The 18067-nt window shown below is 68.4% G+C and carries 18 protein-coding genes and 1 pseudogene; 12 read left to right on the plus strand and 7 right to left on the minus strand.

What is annotated here, in order from left to right; genetic code table 11:
* The first annotated feature begins 3 nt into the window (after positions 1–3).
* The 3 genes from A3ES_RS0116495 to A3ES_RS47415 all read left to right on the plus strand — a co-directional run bounded on the left by A3ES_RS0116495 (position 4) and on the right by A3ES_RS47415 (position 2104).
* Positions 4–444, plus strand: a complete 441-nt coding sequence (locus A3ES_RS0116495; protein ID WP_051084732.1) for a hypothetical protein — start codon at positions 4–6, stop codon at positions 442–444.
* A gap of 224 nt (positions 445–668) precedes the next feature.
* Positions 669–1352 carry a helix-turn-helix domain-containing protein gene (locus A3ES_RS0116500; protein ID WP_020387945.1) on the plus strand — a complete coding sequence of 228 codons (684 nt, stop codon included), beginning with the start codon at positions 669–671 and terminating at the stop codon, positions 1350–1352.
* A complete protein-coding gene (locus A3ES_RS47415; RefSeq protein ID WP_020387946.1) occupies positions 1349–2104 on the plus strand; it encodes a nucleotidyl transferase AbiEii/AbiGii toxin family protein in 756 nt (251 codons plus the stop codon). The genes A3ES_RS0116500 and A3ES_RS47415 overlap by 4 nt, the downstream gene beginning before the upstream one ends.
* 235 nt (positions 2105–2339) lie before the next feature.
* On the opposite strand, the gene A3ES_RS0116510 is transcribed toward A3ES_RS47415, so the two are convergent.
* Positions 2340–3545: an NADH-quinone oxidoreductase subunit D gene (locus A3ES_RS0116510; RefSeq protein WP_026162925.1), complete on the minus strand. Its 1206-nt coding sequence runs from the start codon at positions 3543–3545 to the stop codon at positions 2340–2342.
* Positions 3546–3735: 190 nt separating this feature from the next.
* Between A3ES_RS0116510 and A3ES_RS0116515 the strand changes: the two genes are divergently transcribed.
* Positions 3736–4224 (plus strand): PH domain-containing protein, encoded by a 489-nt coding sequence (locus A3ES_RS0116515; RefSeq protein WP_020387948.1) that lies wholly within the window; start codon positions 3736–3738, stop codon positions 4222–4224.
* Positions 4221–5639, plus strand: a complete 1419-nt coding sequence (locus tag A3ES_RS0116520) for a PH domain-containing protein (RefSeq protein WP_020387949.1) — start codon at positions 4221–4223, stop codon at positions 5637–5639. Before A3ES_RS0116515 ends, A3ES_RS0116520 begins: the two co-directional genes overlap by 4 nt.
* 98 nt (positions 5640–5737) lie before the next feature.
* On the opposite strand, the pseudogene A3ES_RS55505 reads toward A3ES_RS0116520, so the two are convergent.
* A pseudogene (locus A3ES_RS55505) lies at positions 5738–6391 on the minus strand (SAM-dependent methyltransferase); the annotation flags it as partial.
* Positions 6388–6969, minus strand: coding sequence for a 2'-5' RNA ligase family protein (locus A3ES_RS0116530; protein WP_157630561.1), 582 nt, complete (start codon positions 6967–6969; stop codon positions 6388–6390). The gene A3ES_RS0116530 and the pseudogene A3ES_RS55505, both read right to left, overlap by 4 nt.
* 121 nt (positions 6970–7090) lie before the next feature.
* Here A3ES_RS0116530 and A3ES_RS47420 point away from each other — a divergent pair, with 121 nt between their 5' ends.
* The 5 genes from A3ES_RS47420 to A3ES_RS0116555 are packed head-to-tail and all read left to right on the plus strand — an operon-like array spanning position 7091 to position 12077.
* Positions 7091–7957 carry a Rossmann-like and DUF2520 domain-containing protein gene (locus tag A3ES_RS47420; RefSeq protein WP_020387952.1) on the plus strand — a complete coding sequence of 289 codons (867 nt, stop codon included), beginning with the start codon at positions 7091–7093 and terminating at the stop codon, positions 7955–7957.
* The gene (panC, locus tag A3ES_RS0116540; protein WP_020387953.1) at positions 7954–8781 is read left to right on the plus strand and encodes a pantoate--beta-alanine ligase; all 828 of its coding nucleotides are present in this window, start codon (positions 7954–7956) and stop codon (positions 8779–8781) included. Before A3ES_RS47420 ends, panC begins: the two co-directional genes overlap by 4 nt.
* 22 nt (positions 8782–8803) lie before the next feature.
* Positions 8804–10462 (plus strand): L-aspartate oxidase, encoded by a 1659-nt coding sequence (locus tag A3ES_RS0116545; protein ID WP_026162926.1) that lies wholly within the window; start codon positions 8804–8806, stop codon positions 10460–10462.
* Between the two features lie 2 nt (positions 10463–10464).
* On the plus strand, positions 10465–11319 hold the full coding sequence (gene nadC / locus A3ES_RS0116550) for a carboxylating nicotinate-nucleotide diphosphorylase (protein ID WP_020387955.1): 855 nt from the start codon (positions 10465–10467) through the stop codon (positions 11317–11319).
* Positions 11319–12077, plus strand: a complete 759-nt coding sequence (locus A3ES_RS0116555; RefSeq protein WP_020387956.1) for a type III pantothenate kinase — start codon at positions 11319–11321, stop codon at positions 12075–12077. The genes nadC and A3ES_RS0116555 overlap by 1 nt, the downstream gene beginning before the upstream one ends.
* A 472-nt stretch (positions 12078–12549) precedes the next feature.
* On the opposite strand, the gene A3ES_RS0116560 is transcribed toward A3ES_RS0116555, so the two are convergent.
* A complete protein-coding gene (locus A3ES_RS0116560; RefSeq protein ID WP_020387957.1) occupies positions 12550–12957 on the minus strand; it encodes a TIGR03668 family PPOX class F420-dependent oxidoreductase in 408 nt (135 codons plus the stop codon).
* Positions 12958–13041: 84 nt separating this feature from the next.
* On the opposite strand from A3ES_RS0116560, the gene A3ES_RS0116565 reads away from it, so the two are divergent.
* Positions 13042–14346: a fibronectin type III domain-containing protein gene (locus tag A3ES_RS0116565; RefSeq protein WP_020387958.1), complete on the plus strand. Its 1305-nt coding sequence runs from the start codon at positions 13042–13044 to the stop codon at positions 14344–14346.
* On the opposite strand, the gene A3ES_RS0116570 is transcribed toward A3ES_RS0116565, so the two are convergent.
* From A3ES_RS0116570 to A3ES_RS0116580, 3 genes are read right to left on the minus strand one after another with little or no spacing between them, the layout of a single operon-like run.
* Positions 14332–14997: a DedA family protein gene (locus tag A3ES_RS0116570; RefSeq protein WP_020387959.1), complete on the minus strand. Its 666-nt coding sequence runs from the start codon at positions 14995–14997 to the stop codon at positions 14332–14334. The genes A3ES_RS0116565 and A3ES_RS0116570 overlap by 15 nt on opposite strands.
* Positions 14998–15043: 46 nt before the next feature.
* Positions 15044–15898 (minus strand): SPFH domain-containing protein, encoded by an 855-nt coding sequence (locus A3ES_RS0116575; protein ID WP_020387960.1) that lies wholly within the window; start codon positions 15896–15898, stop codon positions 15044–15046.
* Entirely contained in the window at positions 15886–16332 is a 447-nt protein-coding gene (locus tag A3ES_RS0116580; RefSeq protein WP_020387961.1) for an NfeD family protein, read from the minus strand. The genes A3ES_RS0116575 and A3ES_RS0116580 overlap by 13 nt, the downstream gene beginning before the upstream one ends.
* 161 nt (positions 16333–16493) lie before the next feature.
* On the opposite strand from A3ES_RS0116580, the gene lysS reads away from it, so the two are divergent.
* Positions 16494–18014 carry a lysine--tRNA ligase gene (gene lysS / locus A3ES_RS0116585; RefSeq protein ID WP_020387962.1) on the plus strand — a complete coding sequence of 507 codons (1521 nt, stop codon included), beginning with the start codon at positions 16494–16496 and terminating at the stop codon, positions 18012–18014.
* The last annotated feature ends 53 nt before the right edge of the window (positions 18015–18067 follow it).

Below are 18067 nucleotides of genomic sequence, written 5' to 3' on the forward strand. Positions count from 1 at the left end.
TCCATGGGGTCAAGGGGTAGCCGCCGTCGTACCAGGGCCACGGTTCTCGTGGTCGCCAACGTGCTGCTCGTGGTGATCTGCCTGGCCGTGAGTATCTCGCTGTTCTCGCAGAACCAGTGGATCCTCCGCGCGGCCGCCGTCGCCGCCGTCGCGGTGGCGATCGGCGCCTCCGCCCTGACCCGCCACCAGCTCCTGATCGAGCGCCTGAAGCACAGCGACGAGCGCGCCCAGGTAGCCCAGGAGTACTCCCGCATCACCAGCGCCCGCGTCGTCGAGAACGCCGAGTTCGTCGACCTGATGCAACGCCGCCTGGACAAGATCGACCAACGCCTCGACAAGATCGACGAAGAGGTCGCCACGGTCGTAGCCGCCGGCGACAAGCACTCCCAGGCCGACGCCCCCACGGTAGTAGACCTAAAACTCCGCGGCCTCGCCGCCAGCTGACCCGGTACTACGCCCCACGCGGCTCCTACGTCGCAGCTCCCACCCACCCCCCACGCCTGCCGCTCCTGCGTCGCGGCTCGCGCCCGGGTGCGGGTCTGCTGCCGGTGGCCGGCGCCTGCGGCAGACGGACTATCTCTGCGCGCATAAATAGTTCGCTACCGCAGTATTTATGCTAGGGTCGCATAAATAATGCGGTACCGAAGTATTTATGCTGAGAGGTCGACTTGTCGCTGAGCGTCGAGCGGGCAGCGCGCCTCCTGCAGGTCTCCCCGCAGGAGGTGCGGCGACTGATCGCCGCGGGTGAACTTGCCGCGGAGCGATTGGGGGAGCGGTCATGGTCGCTCGACGAGGCATCGGTGCGGCTGCGCGCGGCGCGCGGCGCAGGACGCGGGCGGCCGTGGATTCCGGCGAAGGCCTGGGCGGCTCTGTGGCGGTTGTCCGGGCTGCCAGTCGATTGGCTGAGCACAGGAGAGATGTGGCGGCTGCGAGCGCAGCTGGACGAGATCTCGGCCGACGGTCTGGTGATCGCTACGCGCCGGCGCGCGGGCGTCGAGGCAGGTCGCGTATTGCCGGAGTATCTGGAGCGGCTCGTCGAGACCGATGGTGTGGTCCGGACCGGGATGAGCGCGGCCGCGGCGGCCGGAGCGGACCTGATCGGTACTGGCCAGATCGACCTGTACTGCGGTGCCTCGTTGCGATCTGACCTCGTTGCTCGGTACGGCATCGACTTGACCAGTTCGAATCCGAACGTGGTGCTGCGTGTCCCCGAGGGGGATCTGCCGCTGCTGGAGGGCCGCGAGGTGATGCCCGCGGCAGTCGTTGCGGCTGATCTGCTCGGCTCGACTGAGCCGCGTGCGGTGCGGGCAGGCCGCGATCTGCTCGGCGGTCTACTCACGGCGTCTCGATGACGACCTTGCCGCAACTGGGTGAGTGTGTCTTGCCTGCGCTGACGCCAGACCTGGATTCGTTGTGGGATGCGATCTTCGATGTCGCCATCGACCTCGGTTCCAGCGGATGGGTTCTTGTGGGAGGTCAAATGGTGATGCTCCACGGTCTGGCGGCAGGCCGGGTCGCAACCCGTGCGAGTCGTGATATTGACCTGCTCGCCGACCTGCTCACCTCGAGCGGCGCGGTCGGAAAGTGCGTTCGTGTTGTGCTGCGGCTCGGGTTCGAGCCGCTCGAGGCCAACGAGCGAGACCTGCTCCATCGCTTCGTGCGGCCTTCCGACCAAGCCATCGTCGATATCCTTGCCCCGGACCACACGCCACCGACGTGGAAAGCCACGACCATCCCGCCCCGCGCCACGATCAAAATCGACGGCGGGCGTCAGGCCCTGGAACGCGCCGGCACGATCTCAGTCACGAGGGCGGGCCGTACGGTCGAGGTACCAGCGCCGTCCCCGCTCGGCGCGTTGGTGTTGAAGGGCGCGGCATACCGAGCGGACAGCCGAGACCGCGAACGGCACGCCTATGACGCGGCGTTCCTCGCCTCACTCATCACGGACCCGATCGCAACGCGCGCAACCCTCAAAGGCAGCGACCGGAAGCGTCTACGCGCTCTCGACGAGGTCCTGGCAGACCCCCATCACGAGGCCTGGTTGCTTTTGGGTGAATCTCGCGAGGACGCGTTTGCCCGCTGGCGGGGCCTCACTCTTAACTGACGACCCTGCAGCTGATCTGACGCCACCGACGTATGGAGTCGACGCCTAGGAGTGGCCGACTTGCTGCTGCACGAACAGTGGGTCGCTCGGCGATGAGCGGGCGAGCGGGGGCAAGCATCACAGACGCCGGCTGCTGCTCACGAGGGGTGCGTTTGACGACTTCGCCGGCCACCGCAGGTTGTTGAGGCGCGACGGAGGAGTGCCGGTTCGGGGTGCGTGGGGCGTCGTACCGGGGCTATTTGTCGATGTCGCCTACGACGAAGAACATGCTGCCGAGGATGGCGATCATGTCGGCGACGATGGTGTTGGGGAGCATTTCGGGGAGGACTGAGATGTTGTTGAAGCTGGCTGAGCGGAGTTTGAGGCGCCAGGGGGTTTTGTCGCCTCGGGAGACGAGGTAGTAGCCGTTGATGCCGAGGGGGTTCTCGGTCCAGCAGTAGGTCTGGCCTTCGGGGACCTTGAGGATCTTGGGGAGACGGACGTTGACCGGGCCGGCCGGGAGGGTGCGCAGGCGGTCCAGGCAGGCGTCGACGAGGTCGAGGGAGACCTTCACCTGTTCGAGCAGGACGGAGAAGCGGGAGAAGCAGTCGCCGTCGGTGCGGGTGACGACACGGAGTACGCCGTCGCGGGCGAGTTCCTCGTAGGCCAGGTAGGGCTCGTCGCGGCGCAGGTCGGCGTCGACGCCGGAGGCTCGGGCGATCGGGCCGGAGACGCCGTACGCCGCGATCAGTTCGGGGGACAGCCGGCCGACGCCGACGGTCCTGGCCCGGAAGATCTCGTTGCCGAGGACAAGGTTCTCGATGTCGGGCAGCCGCCGCCGTACTGCGGTCGAGGCGGCGCCGGCGCGGTCCAGCCAGCCGTACGGGAGGTCTTCCTTCAGCCCGCCGACCCGGTTGAACATGTAGTGCATCCGGCCGCCGGACAGTTCCTCCATCACCGCCTGGATCGTCTCGCGCTCGCGGAACGCGTAGAAGACCGGCGTGATCGCGCCGAGCTCCAGCGGGTAGGAGCCGAGGAACATCAGGTGGTTGAGGATCCGGTTCAGCTCGGTCAGCAGGGTCCGCAGCCAGACCGCCCGGACCGGGACCTCCAGCCCCATCATCCGTTCGACGGCGAGTACCACGCCGAGCTCGTTGGAGAACGCGGACAGCCAGTCGTGCCGGTTCGCCAGCACGATGATCTGCCGGTAGTCGCGGACCTCGAAGAGCTTCTCCGCACCCCGGTGCATGTAGCCGATGATCGGCTCGCAGCCGACGATCCGCTCGCCGTCCAGGGTCAGCCGCAGCCGCAGTACGCCGTGCGTCGCGGGGTGCTGCGGGCCGATGTTGAGCACCATGTCGGTGGTCGGCAGCTCGGAACCCGTACCGGTCCCGCCGCGCTCGAACACCGGATCGAGCCCAGCAGCCCCCGCCCCGATACCCACCACTCGTTCCACACTCATAACCCTTAGTGTGCCGTGAGCGACGTAGCTTGGCGCTGTCGGCGCCCAGGCACGCACCTCGGCACCTTTGAGAATCGTCCACGATGCTCCGCATCGAGGACGCTCCTCAAACGCACCGATGCACGCACCTGGACGCCGACATCGCTCAAGCTACGTCGCTCACGGCACACTGTCGTGACAGGCTGGTCCTGTGGACGACCTCTTTGCACCTTCCGATGTCAGTTGGACGCCGGTTTCGCCGAAGCTCGCGGCGGTGCGGCGGGTGAGTACGGCGATTGCTCTCGGTGTGCTGGCGATCGTCGGGCTCGTGTCGTTCGGGATGCTGCTGGACTGGCTGTACGGCGTACTGGCGCTGGTGCTCATCGCGCTCGGCTACCTGTGGGCGTGGGTGCTGATCGGCCGCAACCAGCGGTCCTGGAAGTACGCCGAACGCGAGGACGAGCTGCTGGTCAGCCACGGCATCATGTTCCGCCAGCTGGTCGTGGTCCCGTACGGCCGGATGCAGTTCGTCGACGTCGCGGCCGGCCCGCTGGAGCGTGCGTTCGGGATCGCCACGGTTGAGCTGCACACGGCCACTCCGGCGACGGACGCCAAGATCCCCGGGCTGCATCCGGACGAGGCGAGCCGGTTGCGCGACCGCTTGTCGGCTCTCGGCCAGGCGCAGGCGTGGGGCCTGTGACCGAGCCGTCCGCGCCGCCCGAGGCGCCCCCGATCACCGAGCCCGTCATGGGCGCGCGGCTGCATCCACTCACCCCGTTCGTGAAGGGCTGGGGGTACTTCGTCGTCGCCGCGTTCGCGATGGCCAACAACGAGGGTCTGCGCAGCAACCTGAAGATCGCCGGTCTCGGCCTGGCCGGAGTCCTGGTCGGCGGCATCCTGCTCGGCGCGCTGTCGTGGTGGTTCACCAAGTGGCAGCTCACCGTCGACGCGGTCCGGGTCGACAGCGGCTTTCTGTTCCGCCGGACCCGGATCATCCGGTTCGACCGGATCCAAACGATCGACGTGGCGCAGCCGTTCGTGGCGCGGCTGTTCGGGATGGCCGAGCTGCGGATGGACGTCGCCGGCGGCGGCAAGAGCGACGGCCGGCTGAGCTACTTCACGTACGACGAAGCGCAGAGGCTACGGGCCACCCTGCTGCTCAGGGCCAAGGGCAAGCACGCCGTCCAGCACCAGGCACCGGACGTGGAGCCCGAGCCGCTGCTGGTGGTCCCGACCAGCCGGTTGCTCGGTGCAACGTTGCTGTCGTCGACAGTGCTCGCGAGCGCCGGTGGCCTGGTCGCGTTGATCGTGTCGACCACTGTGCTGGAGGCCCACACCGGTCTGTTCGCCGGCTTGCCGCTGCTGCTCGGTGTCGTGCAGCCCATCTGGAAGCAGGTGGTCGGCAACCACGGGTTCACCTTGTCGGAGACGCACGAAGGGCTGCGGACCAAGCGCGGGCTGTTCGACGTACAGCGGCAGACCGTGCCGCCGGGACGTGTGCAGGGCCTGCTGATCACCGAGCCGTTGATCTGGCGGCTGCTCGGCTGGTCCCGGGTCGACCTGGACATCGCCGGAGTCGCGGGCTCCAAGGCTGATGGCGAGGATGAGAACGAGGGCGCCCAACTGCTCCCGGTCGGCGAGCGCCAGGAGGTGGCGGGAGTGCTCGCGAGAGTGCTGCCCGGCTTCGACCTGTCGGCTATCGAGATGCACCAGGCGCCGGAGCGAGTGAAATGGTTGCGGCCGGTCGGCTGGCGCTACCTGGCCTATGGCGTCGACGACAACGTGCTGGTGACCACCCGAGGCTGGGTGAGCCGCCGTACGTCGATCGTGCTCCACCACAAGACCCAGTCGGTCCGCCTGCAGCAGGGACCGCTCCAGCGCCGACTAGGCCTGGCCAACGTCCACGTAGACACCCCAGAGGGTCCGACCGACGCCATCGCCCTCCACCGCGACCAGGCAGAGGCCGCAGCGCTGGTAGAGGCTCAAGCCAACAGGGCCCGCGAGGCACGCCGTACTGCGGAGTCGGTGCCGGCCCAGACCCACCCGAACGAGCCGAGCCCGGACGGGTTCAACAGCTCGGCAGCCTCTCCGGCAGACGACAACTCGGCCAGGTAGCGCAGCGGCTCAGCACGGGCGAGCTCCTGGCTAGGACGCTCGGCGGACAGGCCGAGTGCCCGCAGAGCCTCTCGCTGCGTCGTGAGCTGGCCGGAGACGGCAGTGGCGAGTGAATCCAGCGCAACGTGCGCGGTGATGTCGCAGGAGCCGTCCAGCGCCACCTCGCACTCCCTGCCGCCCCTGAAGCCCGTCAGAGTCCCGTACGGCGGCCGCCCGGCGCGCAGGTGCCCGTAGTCGATCGCGACCGCCACACCGTCCGTCAGCCGCTCGACGACCCCTGCCCACGCAGACTCGCGGGCCAGCCCGATCTCAGCCCGGTCGCCCGGCTCCGCCAACGGCCACCATTCCTCGAGCCAGGCAAGATCCTTGCCCTCGACAACATCCCCGAGCGTCTGGTCGGCCAGCAAGTACCGAACCGAGCCGGCCGGGTCCAGCTCGACCACCTCGCAGGGCACGTTGTCCAGCCACTCGTTGGCGATCACCAGTCCCGCAAGCTCAGCCGGCAATGAGTCGTCCAGCTCAACGTCGACGACGTCGAGCCCGAGCGGCCGTAGTACGCGGCCCAGTTCCCCTTCGCCAGCGGCGATGTCGGTCACTCGGGACACATCCATCGCCTGCGCCAGGCGCGCGACCGCACCGGCGAAGAGCGGCGAGGCGTGGACCGAAGTACGGAAGTGCGCGGCGGGACGTTCGTGGCGGTAGAAGCCGTCCGGGCCGTAGAGCGCGGTGTCCCAGGCCTGCCGGAACCTCATCGCAAGTCGGGTTGTGGGCCCAGGGGGACCGAGCCGGTCAGCTGCCAGACGCCGTCGTCAGCTTCGCGCCAGATGGTCAGGTCGTCGAGCCGGATGGCTGGGACCTCCTCGGACGCGAGCGCGGCCTCGGCCTCGGCGACCAGGGCGGGGCTGCCCTGGGCCGACGACGAGATGGTCAGATGCGGGTGCGGGTCGGGGTGGTCCCCGCCGTACGGCGGGCACTCGGGGAAGGCCGCCAGAACGGTCGCCATCAGTTCGCGGACCTGGTCGAACGGCTCCGGCCGCAGCCACGTCGTGCCGTTGGGGAACTGGCCCGCACTGGAGAAGGTCAGGTCGAAGGGCTCGATGGCCGCGACGGCGTCCTCCAGCCGCTGGACGTCCTCCGGCTCGGGGTCCCGCAGCCAGGGGATGAGCACGGTCACGTGCGGCGGGATCAGCTCGGTCAGGGCGGCAGTCGGTCGTGCCGGCGAGTAGGACACCGACCGCCATCGATCGGTGAACTCAGTCAGCTCCGGTACCGCGATCAAGATCGCCGTTAGTCCTGTCGGCACCGGCCAGGGGTCAGCTAGTCCGCTCACCGCCTCATCGTCCCACCTGTGACGAAGGACTCGACTCAACCACACCCATCAGCACTACGCTGTCCTGGACCGCACAACCCGTCTGGTACCTCGCGTGAGGACTGGAACGCAGAGAGTGGACATGGAACGCATCGGCATCATCGGCTCCGGCCGGGCCGGTAGCGCCTTGGGAGCAGCCTTGGCGTCTGCCGGACATCCCGTCACCGGCGTCACGGCACGCTCGCAGGGGTCGCTCGACCGCGCCGCGAGGCTCCTTCCGGACGTCCCGATCTTGTCGCCTGCCGAGGTCACGGCTCGCGCCGACATCGTGCTGGTCGCAGTACCGGACGGCTCGATCGGTGAGGTTGCCCGGAGTCTCCCGCTGACAGCGGAGCAGTACGTCGTCCACCTGTCCGGCGCGCACGGGTTGTCCGTGCTGCAGCCGACAGTGGCGATCCCCGTGGCGCTACACCCGCCCATGACCTTCACTGGCGACCTGCCGGACCTCAGTGGCGTCACCTTCACGGCCACCGCGCCGGACCAGGCCAGGCCGGTCGTCGAGCGGCTGGTGAAGGCGCTCGGCGCTGATCTCCAGTGGGTCGCGGAGGAGTCGCGGGCGCAGTACCACGCGGGTCTGGTGCATGGTGCGAACCACCTGACCACCTTGCTCGCACAGGCGTTCGCAGTACTGCGGGAAGCCGGCGTCACCGACCCGGCGGCGACACTGCGACCCTTGCTGACCGCAACTCTCGACAACACGCTGCGGTCCGGTCATGATGCGCTCACCGGGCCGATCGCGCGCGGCGACGTCGAGACGGTGGCAGCCCACTTGGCGGTACTGCGGGGGCGCACCGCGAGCACGTACGCCGAGCTGGCCCGGGCGACGGTGGACCTGGCGGCAGCGGACGGCCGACTGGAGCGCAGTACGGCCGAGCGGTTTCACCAGGTACTGGAGCGGCAACAGGCAGAGGTGCTTGAGCAGGATCGAACAGGGGAGGCACCACGGTGAGACTCACCCAGACGAAGGCCGAGCTGCGGGCGGCCGCGGCGATCCGGCCACGCGCCGTCGTGATGACGATGGGCGCGCTGCACGAGGGACACGCGGCACTGCTCGCCGAGGCCCGGGAACGCGTCGGGCCGGAGGGCAGCGTGGTGCTGACGATCTTCGTGAATCCCTTGCAGTTCGGGCCGACCGAGGACTTCGACCGCTACCCGCGCACGCTGGCCAGCGACCTCGCGATCGCCAAGAACGAAGGCGTCGACCTGGTCTTCAACCCGTCCCGCGACGAGCTCTACCCGAACGAGCCGTCCATCACCGTGCATCCCGGCCCGCTGGCCGACGAGCTGGAGGGGATGGTCCGGCCGGGGCACTTCGCCGGCGTCCTGACGGTGGTGTCGAAGATGCTGCACCTGACCTCGCCGGATCTGGCGCTGTTCGGGGAGAAGGACTATCAGCAGCTGACGCTGATCCGGGAGATGGTCTGCGATCTCGACATGGACGTCGACATCGTGCCGGTGCAGACCGTCCGCGAGCCGGATGGGCTCGCGCTGTCCTCACGCAATCGCTACCTGGACGAGACCGAGCGTGACGAGGCGCTCGTCCTGTACCGCGCACTGACCGCCGGCGCCAAGGCGGGGATGAACGGGCCGGACGCAGTACTGGCTGCCGCGCACGCCGAGCTGGAGGCCGTCCCGTCGGTGCAGATCGACTATCTCGCGCTGCGGGCGCCCGACCTCGGCCCGGTGATCGGCCCAGGCGAGGCGCGGATGCTCATCGCTGCCCGAGTGGGTAGCACCCGTCTCATTGACAACATTTCCATAACCCTCCGCTGAAATCGGTTGATACGGTCGCAGGATGACTGCACCTGCTGTGCCGCAGCGGCTTGCTGCGCCTGAACCGGGCTGGACCGAAACGGTCGACGTGGTGGTGGTCGGCTCGGGCATAGCGGGGCTGACGGCTGCCTTGAGGGCTCGTGAGCTCGGGTCGGTGCTGGTGGTGACGAAGGATGTCCTCGCGTCAGGGTCGACCCAGTGGGCCCAGGGCGGGATCGCCGCGGCGCTCAGCCCGGAGGACTCGCCTGAGGACCACTTGAAGGACACCCTGGTTGCCGGGGCCGGCCTGTCGGACCCTGAGGCCGTCCGGGTGCTGGTGACGGAGGGGCCGGACGCAGTACGGGAGCTGATGGAGCTCGGAGCCGTGTTCGACACCGGTGCCGGGGGAGACCTGTCGCTGACCCGTGAGGGCGGCCACCTCCGCAACCGCATCGCACATGCAGGCGGGGACGCCACCGGCGCGGAGATCGAGCGAGCGCTGGTCGCCGCCGTGAAGCGGGCGGACGACATCCGGATCATCGAGCACGCGCTGGTGCTCGACCTGCTGAAGGCCGACGACGGCGCGATCGCGGGCGTCACGCTGCACGTCATGGGTGAGGGACAACTGGACGGCGTCGGCGCGATCCGCAGCCGCGCGGTGATCCTCGCCTCCGGTGGACTCGGCCAGCTGTACGCCGCGACGACCAACCCGAGCGTCTCGACCGGTGACGGGATGGCGCTCGCGTTGCGGGCCGGGGCGAAGGTGCGCGATCTCGAGTTCGTGCAGTTCCACCCGACCGTGCTGTGGCTCGGCAAGGGCGCCAAAGGCCAGCAACCGTTGGTGTCTGAGGCCGTCCGTGGTGAGGGCGCGTTCCTGGTCGACCACGAGGGCAAGCGGTTCATGCAGGGGCAGCACGAACTGGCCGACCTGGCGCCGCGCGACATCGTGGCGAAGGCGATCATGCGCCAGATGCTTGCCTTGGGCAAGGATCATATGTTCGTCGACGCCCGTGACTTCGGTGACGAGAAGTGGCGCGTCCGCTTCCCGACCATCCTGGCGTCCTGCCGCTCGCACGGTATCGATCCGGTGCACGAGCTGATCCCGGTCGCACCGGCCTGCCACTACTCGTCCGGCGGGGTCTGGACCGACCTGCACGGCCAGACGTCGGTGCCCGGGCTGTACGCGTGCGGGGAGGTCGCCTGCACCGGCGTACACGGTGCGAACCGGCTCGCCTCGAACTCGTTGCTCGAAGGACTCGTCTTCGCCCGCCGGATCGCCGCGTCGCTGGCCAAGGACCTCCCGGTACTGCGTGAGCCGGCGGCCGACCATCGGGTGCCCGGACTGGTGGACGCGGACGTAGTACCGGAGTTGCAGCGGGTGATGACCGTCGGTGCCGGCGTGATCCGGAGCGCCAGCGGACTGTCGGAGGCTGGTGACAGACTCGCCAAGCTGATCGGGCAACCGGCCGACCATCCGGGCACCCCCGACTGGGAGGCGACGAACCTGGCCACGGTGGCGTCCGCGCTGATCGAGGCGGCCACCATCCGCGAGGAGAGCCGCGGCTCGCACTGGCGGGAGGACCACCCGGATCGCGACGACCAGCAGTGGTCGGGCAGTCTGGACCTGACACTGCCGGCCGAGGATGATTCGGCCCGGCCCGCCGCGACCTTCGTGGCACAAGCACCACCTGAGGGGAACTAGCAATGGATGACACACTCGACAGGCAGTGGGTCGAGGACCTCGTCCGGGCCACCATCGAGGAGGACCTGGCCGGCGGAGTCGACGTCACCACCACGGCCACGGTCGACGCGGACCAGGTCTCGGTCGCGGAGTTCGTGGCCCGGGCCGACGGCGTCGTCGCGGGCCTGGAGATCGCCGAACTGGTGATTCGGCTGATCGTGGGCAAGGACGAGGTCGAGATCGAGCACTCCGTCACCGACGGCGCTCAGGTGAAGACGGGTGACGTCCTGCTGACAGTCCGCGGCAAGACCCGGCAGTTGCTCACCGCCGAGCGCACGGCGCTCAACCTGCTCTGCCACCTGTCCGGCGTGGCCACGCTGACCAGTCGCTGGGTCGCGGCCGTCGCCGGCACCGGCGCGGTCATCCGGGACACCCGCAAGACGATGCCGCTGCTGCGGTTGCTGGAGAAGTACGCCGTCCGCTGTGGTGGCGGCCAGAACCACCGGATGGCGCTGTCCGACGCGGCGCTGATCAAGGACAACCACGTGATCGCCGCGGGTGGCGTCGCGGAGGCGTTCCGGCTGGTCCGCAAGGCCTATCCGGACCTGTCCGTCGAGGTCGAGGTGGACTCCGTCGAGGACGCGCTGATCGCCGTCGAGTCGGGGGCCGAGCTGATCCTGCTCGACAACATGCCGGTGCCGCAGCTGATCGAGGCAGTCGAGAAGGTGGCCGGCCGGGCCCGGCTCGAGGCGTCCGGCGGACTGACCCTCGACGTCGCCCGAGAGGTCGCCGAAACGGGCGTGGACTTCCTCGCCGTCGGCGCGCTGACCCACTCGGCGCCAGTGCTCGATATCGCGATGGACCTTCAGGCCGCCTGATGCTGCTAGCCGTCGCCGTTGAGAACTCCAGGACTCTGGTCGGCCTGATCTTCGAGGGCACGGTCAAGCGGCACTGGTGGGTGGGGACGGATCCACGCCGTACTGCGGACGAGTGGGCCGTCCTGCTCGGCGGGCTGCTGACCGGGGAGTCTCCGGTGTCCGGGATCGCGGTTTGTTCCGCGGTACCGCATGTCCTGCACGAGCTGCGCGATGTGGTCGCGCGGTACTACCGCGACGTACCGAGTGTGGTCGTCGAACCCGGGGTGAAGACCGGGCTCCCGGTGCTGGTCGACAACCCGCGCGAGGTGGGTACCGACCGGATCGCCAACGCCCTCGCGGCCGTCCACCGGTACGGCGCACCCTGCATCGTCGCCGATTTCGGTACTGCGACCACGGTCGACGTCGTGAACGCCAGTGGCGCCTTCATCGGTGGCGCGATCGCTCCTGGGATCGAGACCTCCGTCGACGCGCTCGGCGCGGAGGCGGCTCAGTTGCGGCGCGTCGAGCTGGTGCGGCCGCGCTCGGTGGTCGCCAAGAACACCGTCGAGGCGCTGCAGTCCGGGGCGATCTTCGGCTTCGCGGCGCTCGTCGACGGGCTGATCACGCGGATCATCGCCGAGCAGGGCTTCGAGCAGGTGACCGTGGTGGCGACCGGTGCGCTGGCGCCGTTGGTGGTCGGCGAGTCGAGCCAGATCCAGCACCACGAGCCGTTCCTCACCCTGCAGGGCCTGCATCACGCCTTCGCCCGGAACCACTGACGGTCACTCTCCGCTGAATATTGCTACGGCAAGGCGCTAGCCGCCCCGGCAGCCCCCGCCAACCCCGGCCGTCTCCCTGGATCCCTGCTCGCCTGCCTGTCGGTCGGGGGTGGGGAGGATTTTCGCTGGACCTGAGGCGGATTTTGGCCCGGTCTGGGGACATTTTCCTCCCCGGACGGGCGAGGGGTTCTATGAGTACGCCGTACGAGGACGTTCCTTCAGTACCGCGATGCACGCACCTGGACACGCAATCAATCAAACAACTTCGGACGCAGGGACTGGTACTACAGCCGGGGTTCGTGATGTTGGGCGGCAAGCCCGGACCGCCACCACTCACAAACCTGCCGTTTCCACCCGGGAGCACGCCTGCGCACGCTCGGCCGGATACGATCAGTTGAGGTTTGTGAGTGGTGGCGGTCCGGCCCAACGCGACGACCGCACGCTGAACATCACGAACTCCGGCCCAAGCCCACTAGCTGAAAGACCAGCCGGACCAACCCTCGATGGTGATGGTGATGACCGGTCCGCGCGGCGGATCGAGCTCGTACTGCGGATACTTGCCGGCCAGCAGCGCGATCGCCGCCGGGTTCTCGGCGTCCACGCGCGCCCGCCCGTCGGCGCGGACCCACCAGAGCTGTTGCCAGTCGGCGTCGTACTGGTCGCAGAGCACAGCGACGTACGGGTTCCAGCTGATGTTGCGCAGGCGGCGCAGGTCGGTGGTCGACTTGGGCTTCTGGTCGATCGCGATCACCAGCTCGTCACCGCGCAGGGCGAACACCACCGGTACGACGTGCGGGCGGAGGTCCTCGCCGGTGGTGGCGAGGAACACGCGATCGGCTCTGGTCAGCCGTTCGCGGCAGATATCCTCGGCCAGTCGCACGGTTCCGACCCTACTGCCGGGCGCGTGGCTACGCTCGTTATGTAAGGTTCACGCGGTTGCACGTCCGAGAGTTGGTGAGGCGAGATGGTGGGGTTGCGCAGCGTCTTGTCGGCCGCTCTCGCGGCCGGTGTGGGCGCATCGTTGCTGACGGCGTGTTCTTCCGACCCGACACCGACCAAGGTGACAGTCGGCTGGGCCGACAGCAGCCGCGAGGCGGTCCGGGTCAGCTGGGACGACTCCGGCACCCCGAACCGGATCACCATCGAAGGCGTGCTCAGCACCAGCCCGTCGTACGTGAAGTACCTGCCGGCGGGCGAACCCAACACCTGGGCGATCCCGACTTCGGCCTTCCCGTCCGACGGTAACTACAAGGTCTCCGTCGGCGTCGGGACCTCGACCGGTCCGATGACCAGCAAGCTCGCCAGCTCGCCGATCTTCGACACCGACGGACCCGTCCGGCCGAATGGCGCGACCGCGACCCCGACCGGCAAGCGCGACGTCCTGGTCCGCTGGACCGTACCGCCGCAACCACAGGACTTCAGCCCCAACGACCCGCTCGACGTGACCGGCCGAACCCAGCGCTATGTACCGGTGGTCGGCCGTCCTGGCGAGCCGCTGCGCACGGCCGGTTCGGGTACCACCTCGACGCGGCAGGTGATCAAGAACCTGAAGCCGCCGTACATCTTCCAGCTGCGGGCCCAGAACGAGTGGTCGACGGCCATCGGCGGTCAGATCTCGGCCCGGACCAGCTCGACCAGCGCGGCGATCCCCGCGCTGGCGCAGTACGGCATACCGATCCGGATCCGCGGCCGGGCCATCCTGCAGCAGGTCGTCTGCGCCGACGAAGGTAGTTGCGTGCGGCAACGGACGACGTCGGCCGGGCTGCCCGTGGTGGTGCTGACCCAGGCGACGCCCGGCGCGCGCTGGACGCCGGCCGCGCGGGGTTCGACGACCTCCGGTGGGCACTACGACATCCCGGTCGCGACGGGTGCGAGCCGTCCCTACAAGGTGATGGTGCCGAACTACAGCCAGGTCGGCCAGGTCGCCGCGCAGTCGACCAGCAGGGCGCAACTGACCCGCACCATCGTGCGGCTCCAGTCGACGGGATACCTCGGCGGTTCGAGCAAGAAACGCGGCGAGAACGTCACCGCGGTCGTCGTGGTCAAGCCGGCCATGAACACCACGGTGATGCTGCAGTCCTGGAACCGGCAGGCCAGGAGATGGGCAGCAGTCAGGGCTCTCCCGATGCGCAGGGGCCAGGCGTCGTTCAGCTTCAAGGTCGCCGTGCCGGGGATCTACGTCTACCGCTTCGTGATCCCCAACGCGACCCTGCTCGGCCGCCCGATGCTCGGCCGGGTCACTCAGAACCTGCCGCTAAGCATCCGCTGACTCGACCTGGACGACGTCTACCGCGACCGGTACCGCGCCGCGCCGCTTCCGGAGCTTGTAGATCGCGTACGCCGTGACGAGCAGGGCGACGGTCGCCACCAGCGCCCAGATCGAGAGCGCGCCGAAGATCTTGTCCGCGTTGTCGCCGATCTTGTACGCGACGATGCCGATCGTGGTGGACCAGGCGATGCCGCCGGCCGCGTTGGCGACCAGGAAGCGCGGGTAGTGCATCCGCAGCATGCCCGCCATCGGGCCGGCGAAGATCCGCAGCAGCGCGACGAACCGGCCGAAGAAGACCGTCCAGACGCCGTACTTGTGGAAGTACTTCTCCGCCTTCACGATCCGCTCTTCGGAGAAGTGGTGGAACCGGCGGCCGAGCCGCTCGAACAGCCCGCGACCGGCCTTGCGGCCGATCATGTAGCCGATCGAGTCGCCGATGATCGCGCCGGTCGCGGCGGCACCGATCACGTAGACCAGGTTCAGGTCACCCTGCGAAGCCAGCAGCGCCGCGGCGATCAAAGTCGTCTCGCCGGGCAACGGCACGCCCATACTCTCGACACCGATCACCAGGCCGACCACGAGATAGGCCAAGATGGCGAACCCCCCGGTCGGAATCACGATCGCCAGCGCGTGCATCGTCGTAGCCCCCATACGACCATCCTGGCATCCGGGGACAACTAGTTACCTGATTGTCGAGCTAATCCGGGGGAATTTCAGGGTTCTTCCCGTTGAACGCCCTGGTCACGTTCTGTAGCGCCGAGGTGACTTCGGACGGGATCACCCAGAACGTGTTGCCGGGGCCCTTGGCCAGCTCGGGCAGCATCTGCAAGTACTGGTAGGCCAGCAGTTTCGGGTCCGGGTCGTTGCGGTGGATCGCCTCGAAGACGGTGTCGATCGCCTTCGCCTGGCCCTCGGCCCGCAGGATCGCGGCCTGCCGGTCACCCTCCGCGGTCAGGATCCGGGCCTGCCGCTGGCCCTCGGCGGTGAGGATCGCGGCCCGCTTCTCCCGGTCCGCGCGCATCTGCTTCTCCATCGACTCCTTGATCGACGGCGGCGGATCGATCGCCTTCAGCTCGACCCGGTTCACCCGGATGCCCCACTTGCCCGAGGCCTCGTCGAGCACCCCGCGCAGCTGGGAGTTGATGTACTCGCGCGACGTCAGCGTCACCTCCAGGTCCATGCTCCCGATCACGTTGCGCAGTGTGGTGACAGTGAGTTGCTCGATCGCCTGCAGATAGCTGAAGATCTCGTACGCCGCCGCGCGCGGATCGGTGACCTGGAAGTACAGCACCGTGTCGATGTCGACGACCAGGTTGTCCTCGGTGATCACCGACCGCGGCTCGAACGAGACGACCTGTTCGCGCAGGTCGATCAGCGCGCGCGGCCGGTCGATGAACGGGATGACGAGGTTCAGGCCCGGCTCGAGGGTGCGCAGGTAGCGGCCGAGACGCTCGACGTTGCTGGCTCTGGCCTGCGGCACGATCCGGACGGTACGCAGTACGAGAACGACGGCGAGCAGAGCGACGATCACGCCCACGATCAGCTCGGCCATGGATCCTCCCTGGGATGCACGAGGGCGGTGGCGCCCTCGATGGCGAAGACGTCGACAGTGGTCCCGGCCGGGATCATCAGGTCGGGATCGTAGGACCGGGCGGTCCACTCCTCGCCACCGATCCGGACCAGGCCGGGCTCGCGCCCGACCGGCTTCAGAACGACGGCCTCGCGCCCGATCAGTGCGGCCACACCGGACCGCAGTTGCGGGTACGCCGTCAGGCGCCGTCGAGCCATCGGCCGGACGAGGGTGATCATCGCCGCCGCCGTGACGGCGAAAGCGAGCAACTGCAGCCCGATACCCAGCCCGAGCGCCGCGACCCCGGCACCGGCCAGCGCCGCAACAGCGAGCAGCAGCAGGTCAAGAGTGGCCGTCATCAACTCGGCGATACCGAGCACGGCCGCGACACTCAACCACAGAAGCCAAGACTGCATAAGATCACCTGCGCCGGCGGAACTACCTCTTCTCTCGACGGTACTCCCGCTAGCCCGCTTGTGGTCCTAACGGTTCGGCTTTCTTCTGGCCGGCGGCTGCGCGGGCGGAGTACGGACAAAGGATTCGTTGGTCTGGGCGGGGAGTCACTAGCCTTTGGGGTATGACTGAACCACGTGAGAACCCGGCGACCCCCGACAGCGGGCAGGACGACCTGCCCGAGCAGATCCGGGTACGCCGGGAGAAGCGTGACCGGCTGCTGGCCGAGGGGGTGCAGCCCTACCCGATGTCGGTGCCGCGGACGCACCTGCTGAAGGATCTGCGGACGAGGTACGACGGGCAGGAGCTCGAGCCGGACAGCAAGACCGGTGAGCAGGTCGCGGTGGCCGGCCGGGTGATCTTCCTGCGCAACACCGGCAAGCTCTGCTTCGTCCGGCTGCGGGAGGGTGACGGGACCGAGCTGCAGGTGATGCTGTCGCTGGCGGACGTCGGCGAGGAGGAGCTGGCCCGGTTCAAGGCGCTGGTGGACATCGGCGACCTGCTGTCCGTGCAGGGCGAGGTGGTGACGAGTCGCCGCGGCGAGCTGTCCGTGCAGGCGACCGGCTGGCAGATGGCGGCCAAGACGCTGCGGCCGCTGCCGAACGAGCACAAGCCGCTGAACGAGGAAGCCCGGGTCCGGCTGCGGTACGTCGACCTGATCGTGCGCGCGGAGGCGCGGGAGATGGTCCGCACCAAGGCGGCCGTGCTGAAGTCGCTGCGCGCCACCTTCGACGGGAACGACTTCATCGAGGTGGAGACGCCGGTCCTGCAGTTGACCAACGGCGGTGCCGCGGCCAGGCCGTTCTCGACCCACCTGAACGCGTTCGACCAGCAGATGAAGCTGCGGATCGCGCTCGAGCTGGATCTGAAGCGCGCGATGATCGGCGGCGTCGACCGGGTGTTCGAGATCGGCCGGACCTTCCGCAACGAAGGGCTGGACTCGACCCATGCGGCGGAATTCTCGATGATCGAGTCCTATCAGGCCTACGGTGATTACGATTCCATCGCCGAACTGACCGAGGAGCTGATCCGGAACGCGGCCCGTGCGGTCGGCCGCAGTGTGGTCACCGCGCGCGACGGTTCGCAGATCGATCTGGACCAGCCGTGGCGGCACGCGACGCTATTCGAGCTGGTCTCCGAAGCGGTCGGCGAGACCGTCGACGCGAGCACCGAGACGGCCCGGCTGACGAAGATCGCCGAGCAGCACGAGGTGGAACTGCAACCGGGCTGGAATGCCGGTGAGATCGCACTGGAGATCTACGAGAAGCTGGTCGAGCACACGCTGATCCAGCCGACCTATGTGCGTGACTATCCGGAGTCGGTGCGGCCGCTGGCCAAGCCGCACCGCGAAGTTCCGGGCCTGGTCGAGGCATGGGACCTGATCATCAACGGAGTAGAGCTGGGTGTCGGCTACTCGGAGCTGAACGACCCGGTGATCCAGCGTGATCGCCTGGTGGCACAGTCGTTGCTGGCCGCGGCCGGCGATCCCGAGGCGATGGAGCTGGACGAGGATTTCCTCCGCGCGATGGAGTTCGGCATGCCGCCGGCCGGTGGCATGGGGATGGGCCTGGACCGGCTGGTGATGCTGTTCACCGGGGCCGGGATCCGGGAGACGATTCTGTTCCCGCTGCTGCGTCCGGAGTGATCACTAAATCGGGCCCGGGAGCCGTTGCATAGCACAACCAACGGTCAAATCCA

The organism is Kribbella catacumbae DSM 19601 (genome assembly GCF_000372465.1).
GTDB classification, from domain to species: domain Bacteria; phylum Actinomycetota; class Actinomycetes; order Propionibacteriales; family Kribbellaceae; genus Kribbella; species Kribbella catacumbae.

Coding starts and splice junctions, on each gene's coding strand:
- A3ES_RS0116495 (WP_051084732.1), top strand. CDS start 4: ATGGGGTCAAGGGGTAGCCGCCGTCGTACCAGGGCCACGGTTCTCGTG.
- A3ES_RS47415 (WP_020387946.1), top strand. CDS start 1,349: ATGACGACCTTGCCGCAACTGGGTGAGTGTGTCTTGCCTGCGCTGACG.
- A3ES_RS0116510 (WP_026162925.1), bottom strand. CDS start 3,545: ATGAGTGTGGAACGAGTGGTGGGTATCGGGGCGGGGGCTGCTGGGCTC.
- A3ES_RS47420 (WP_020387952.1), top strand. CDS start 7,091: ATGGAACGCATCGGCATCATCGGCTCCGGCCGGGCCGGTAGCGCCTTG.
- A3ES_RS0116545 (WP_026162926.1), top strand. CDS start 8,804: ATGACTGCACCTGCTGTGCCGCAGCGGCTTGCTGCGCCTGAACCGGGC.
- nadC (WP_020387955.1), top strand. CDS start 10,465: ATGGATGACACACTCGACAGGCAGTGGGTCGAGGACCTCGTCCGGGCC.
- A3ES_RS0116555 (WP_020387956.1), top strand. CDS start 11,319: ATGCTGCTAGCCGTCGCCGTTGAGAACTCCAGGACTCTGGTCGGCCTG.
- A3ES_RS0116565 (WP_020387958.1), top strand. CDS start 13,042: ATGGTGGGGTTGCGCAGCGTCTTGTCGGCCGCTCTCGCGGCCGGTGTG.
- A3ES_RS0116570 (WP_020387959.1), bottom strand. CDS start 14,997: ATGGGGGCTACGACGATGCACGCGCTGGCGATCGTGATTCCGACCGGG.
- A3ES_RS0116575 (WP_020387960.1), bottom strand. CDS start 15,898: ATGGCCGAGCTGATCGTGGGCGTGATCGTCGCTCTGCTCGCCGTCGTT.
- A3ES_RS0116580 (WP_020387961.1), bottom strand. CDS start 16,332: ATGCAGTCTTGGCTTCTGTGGTTGAGTGTCGCGGCCGTGCTCGGTATC.
- lysS (WP_020387962.1), top strand. CDS start 16,494: ATGACTGAACCACGTGAGAACCCGGCGACCCCCGACAGCGGGCAGGAC.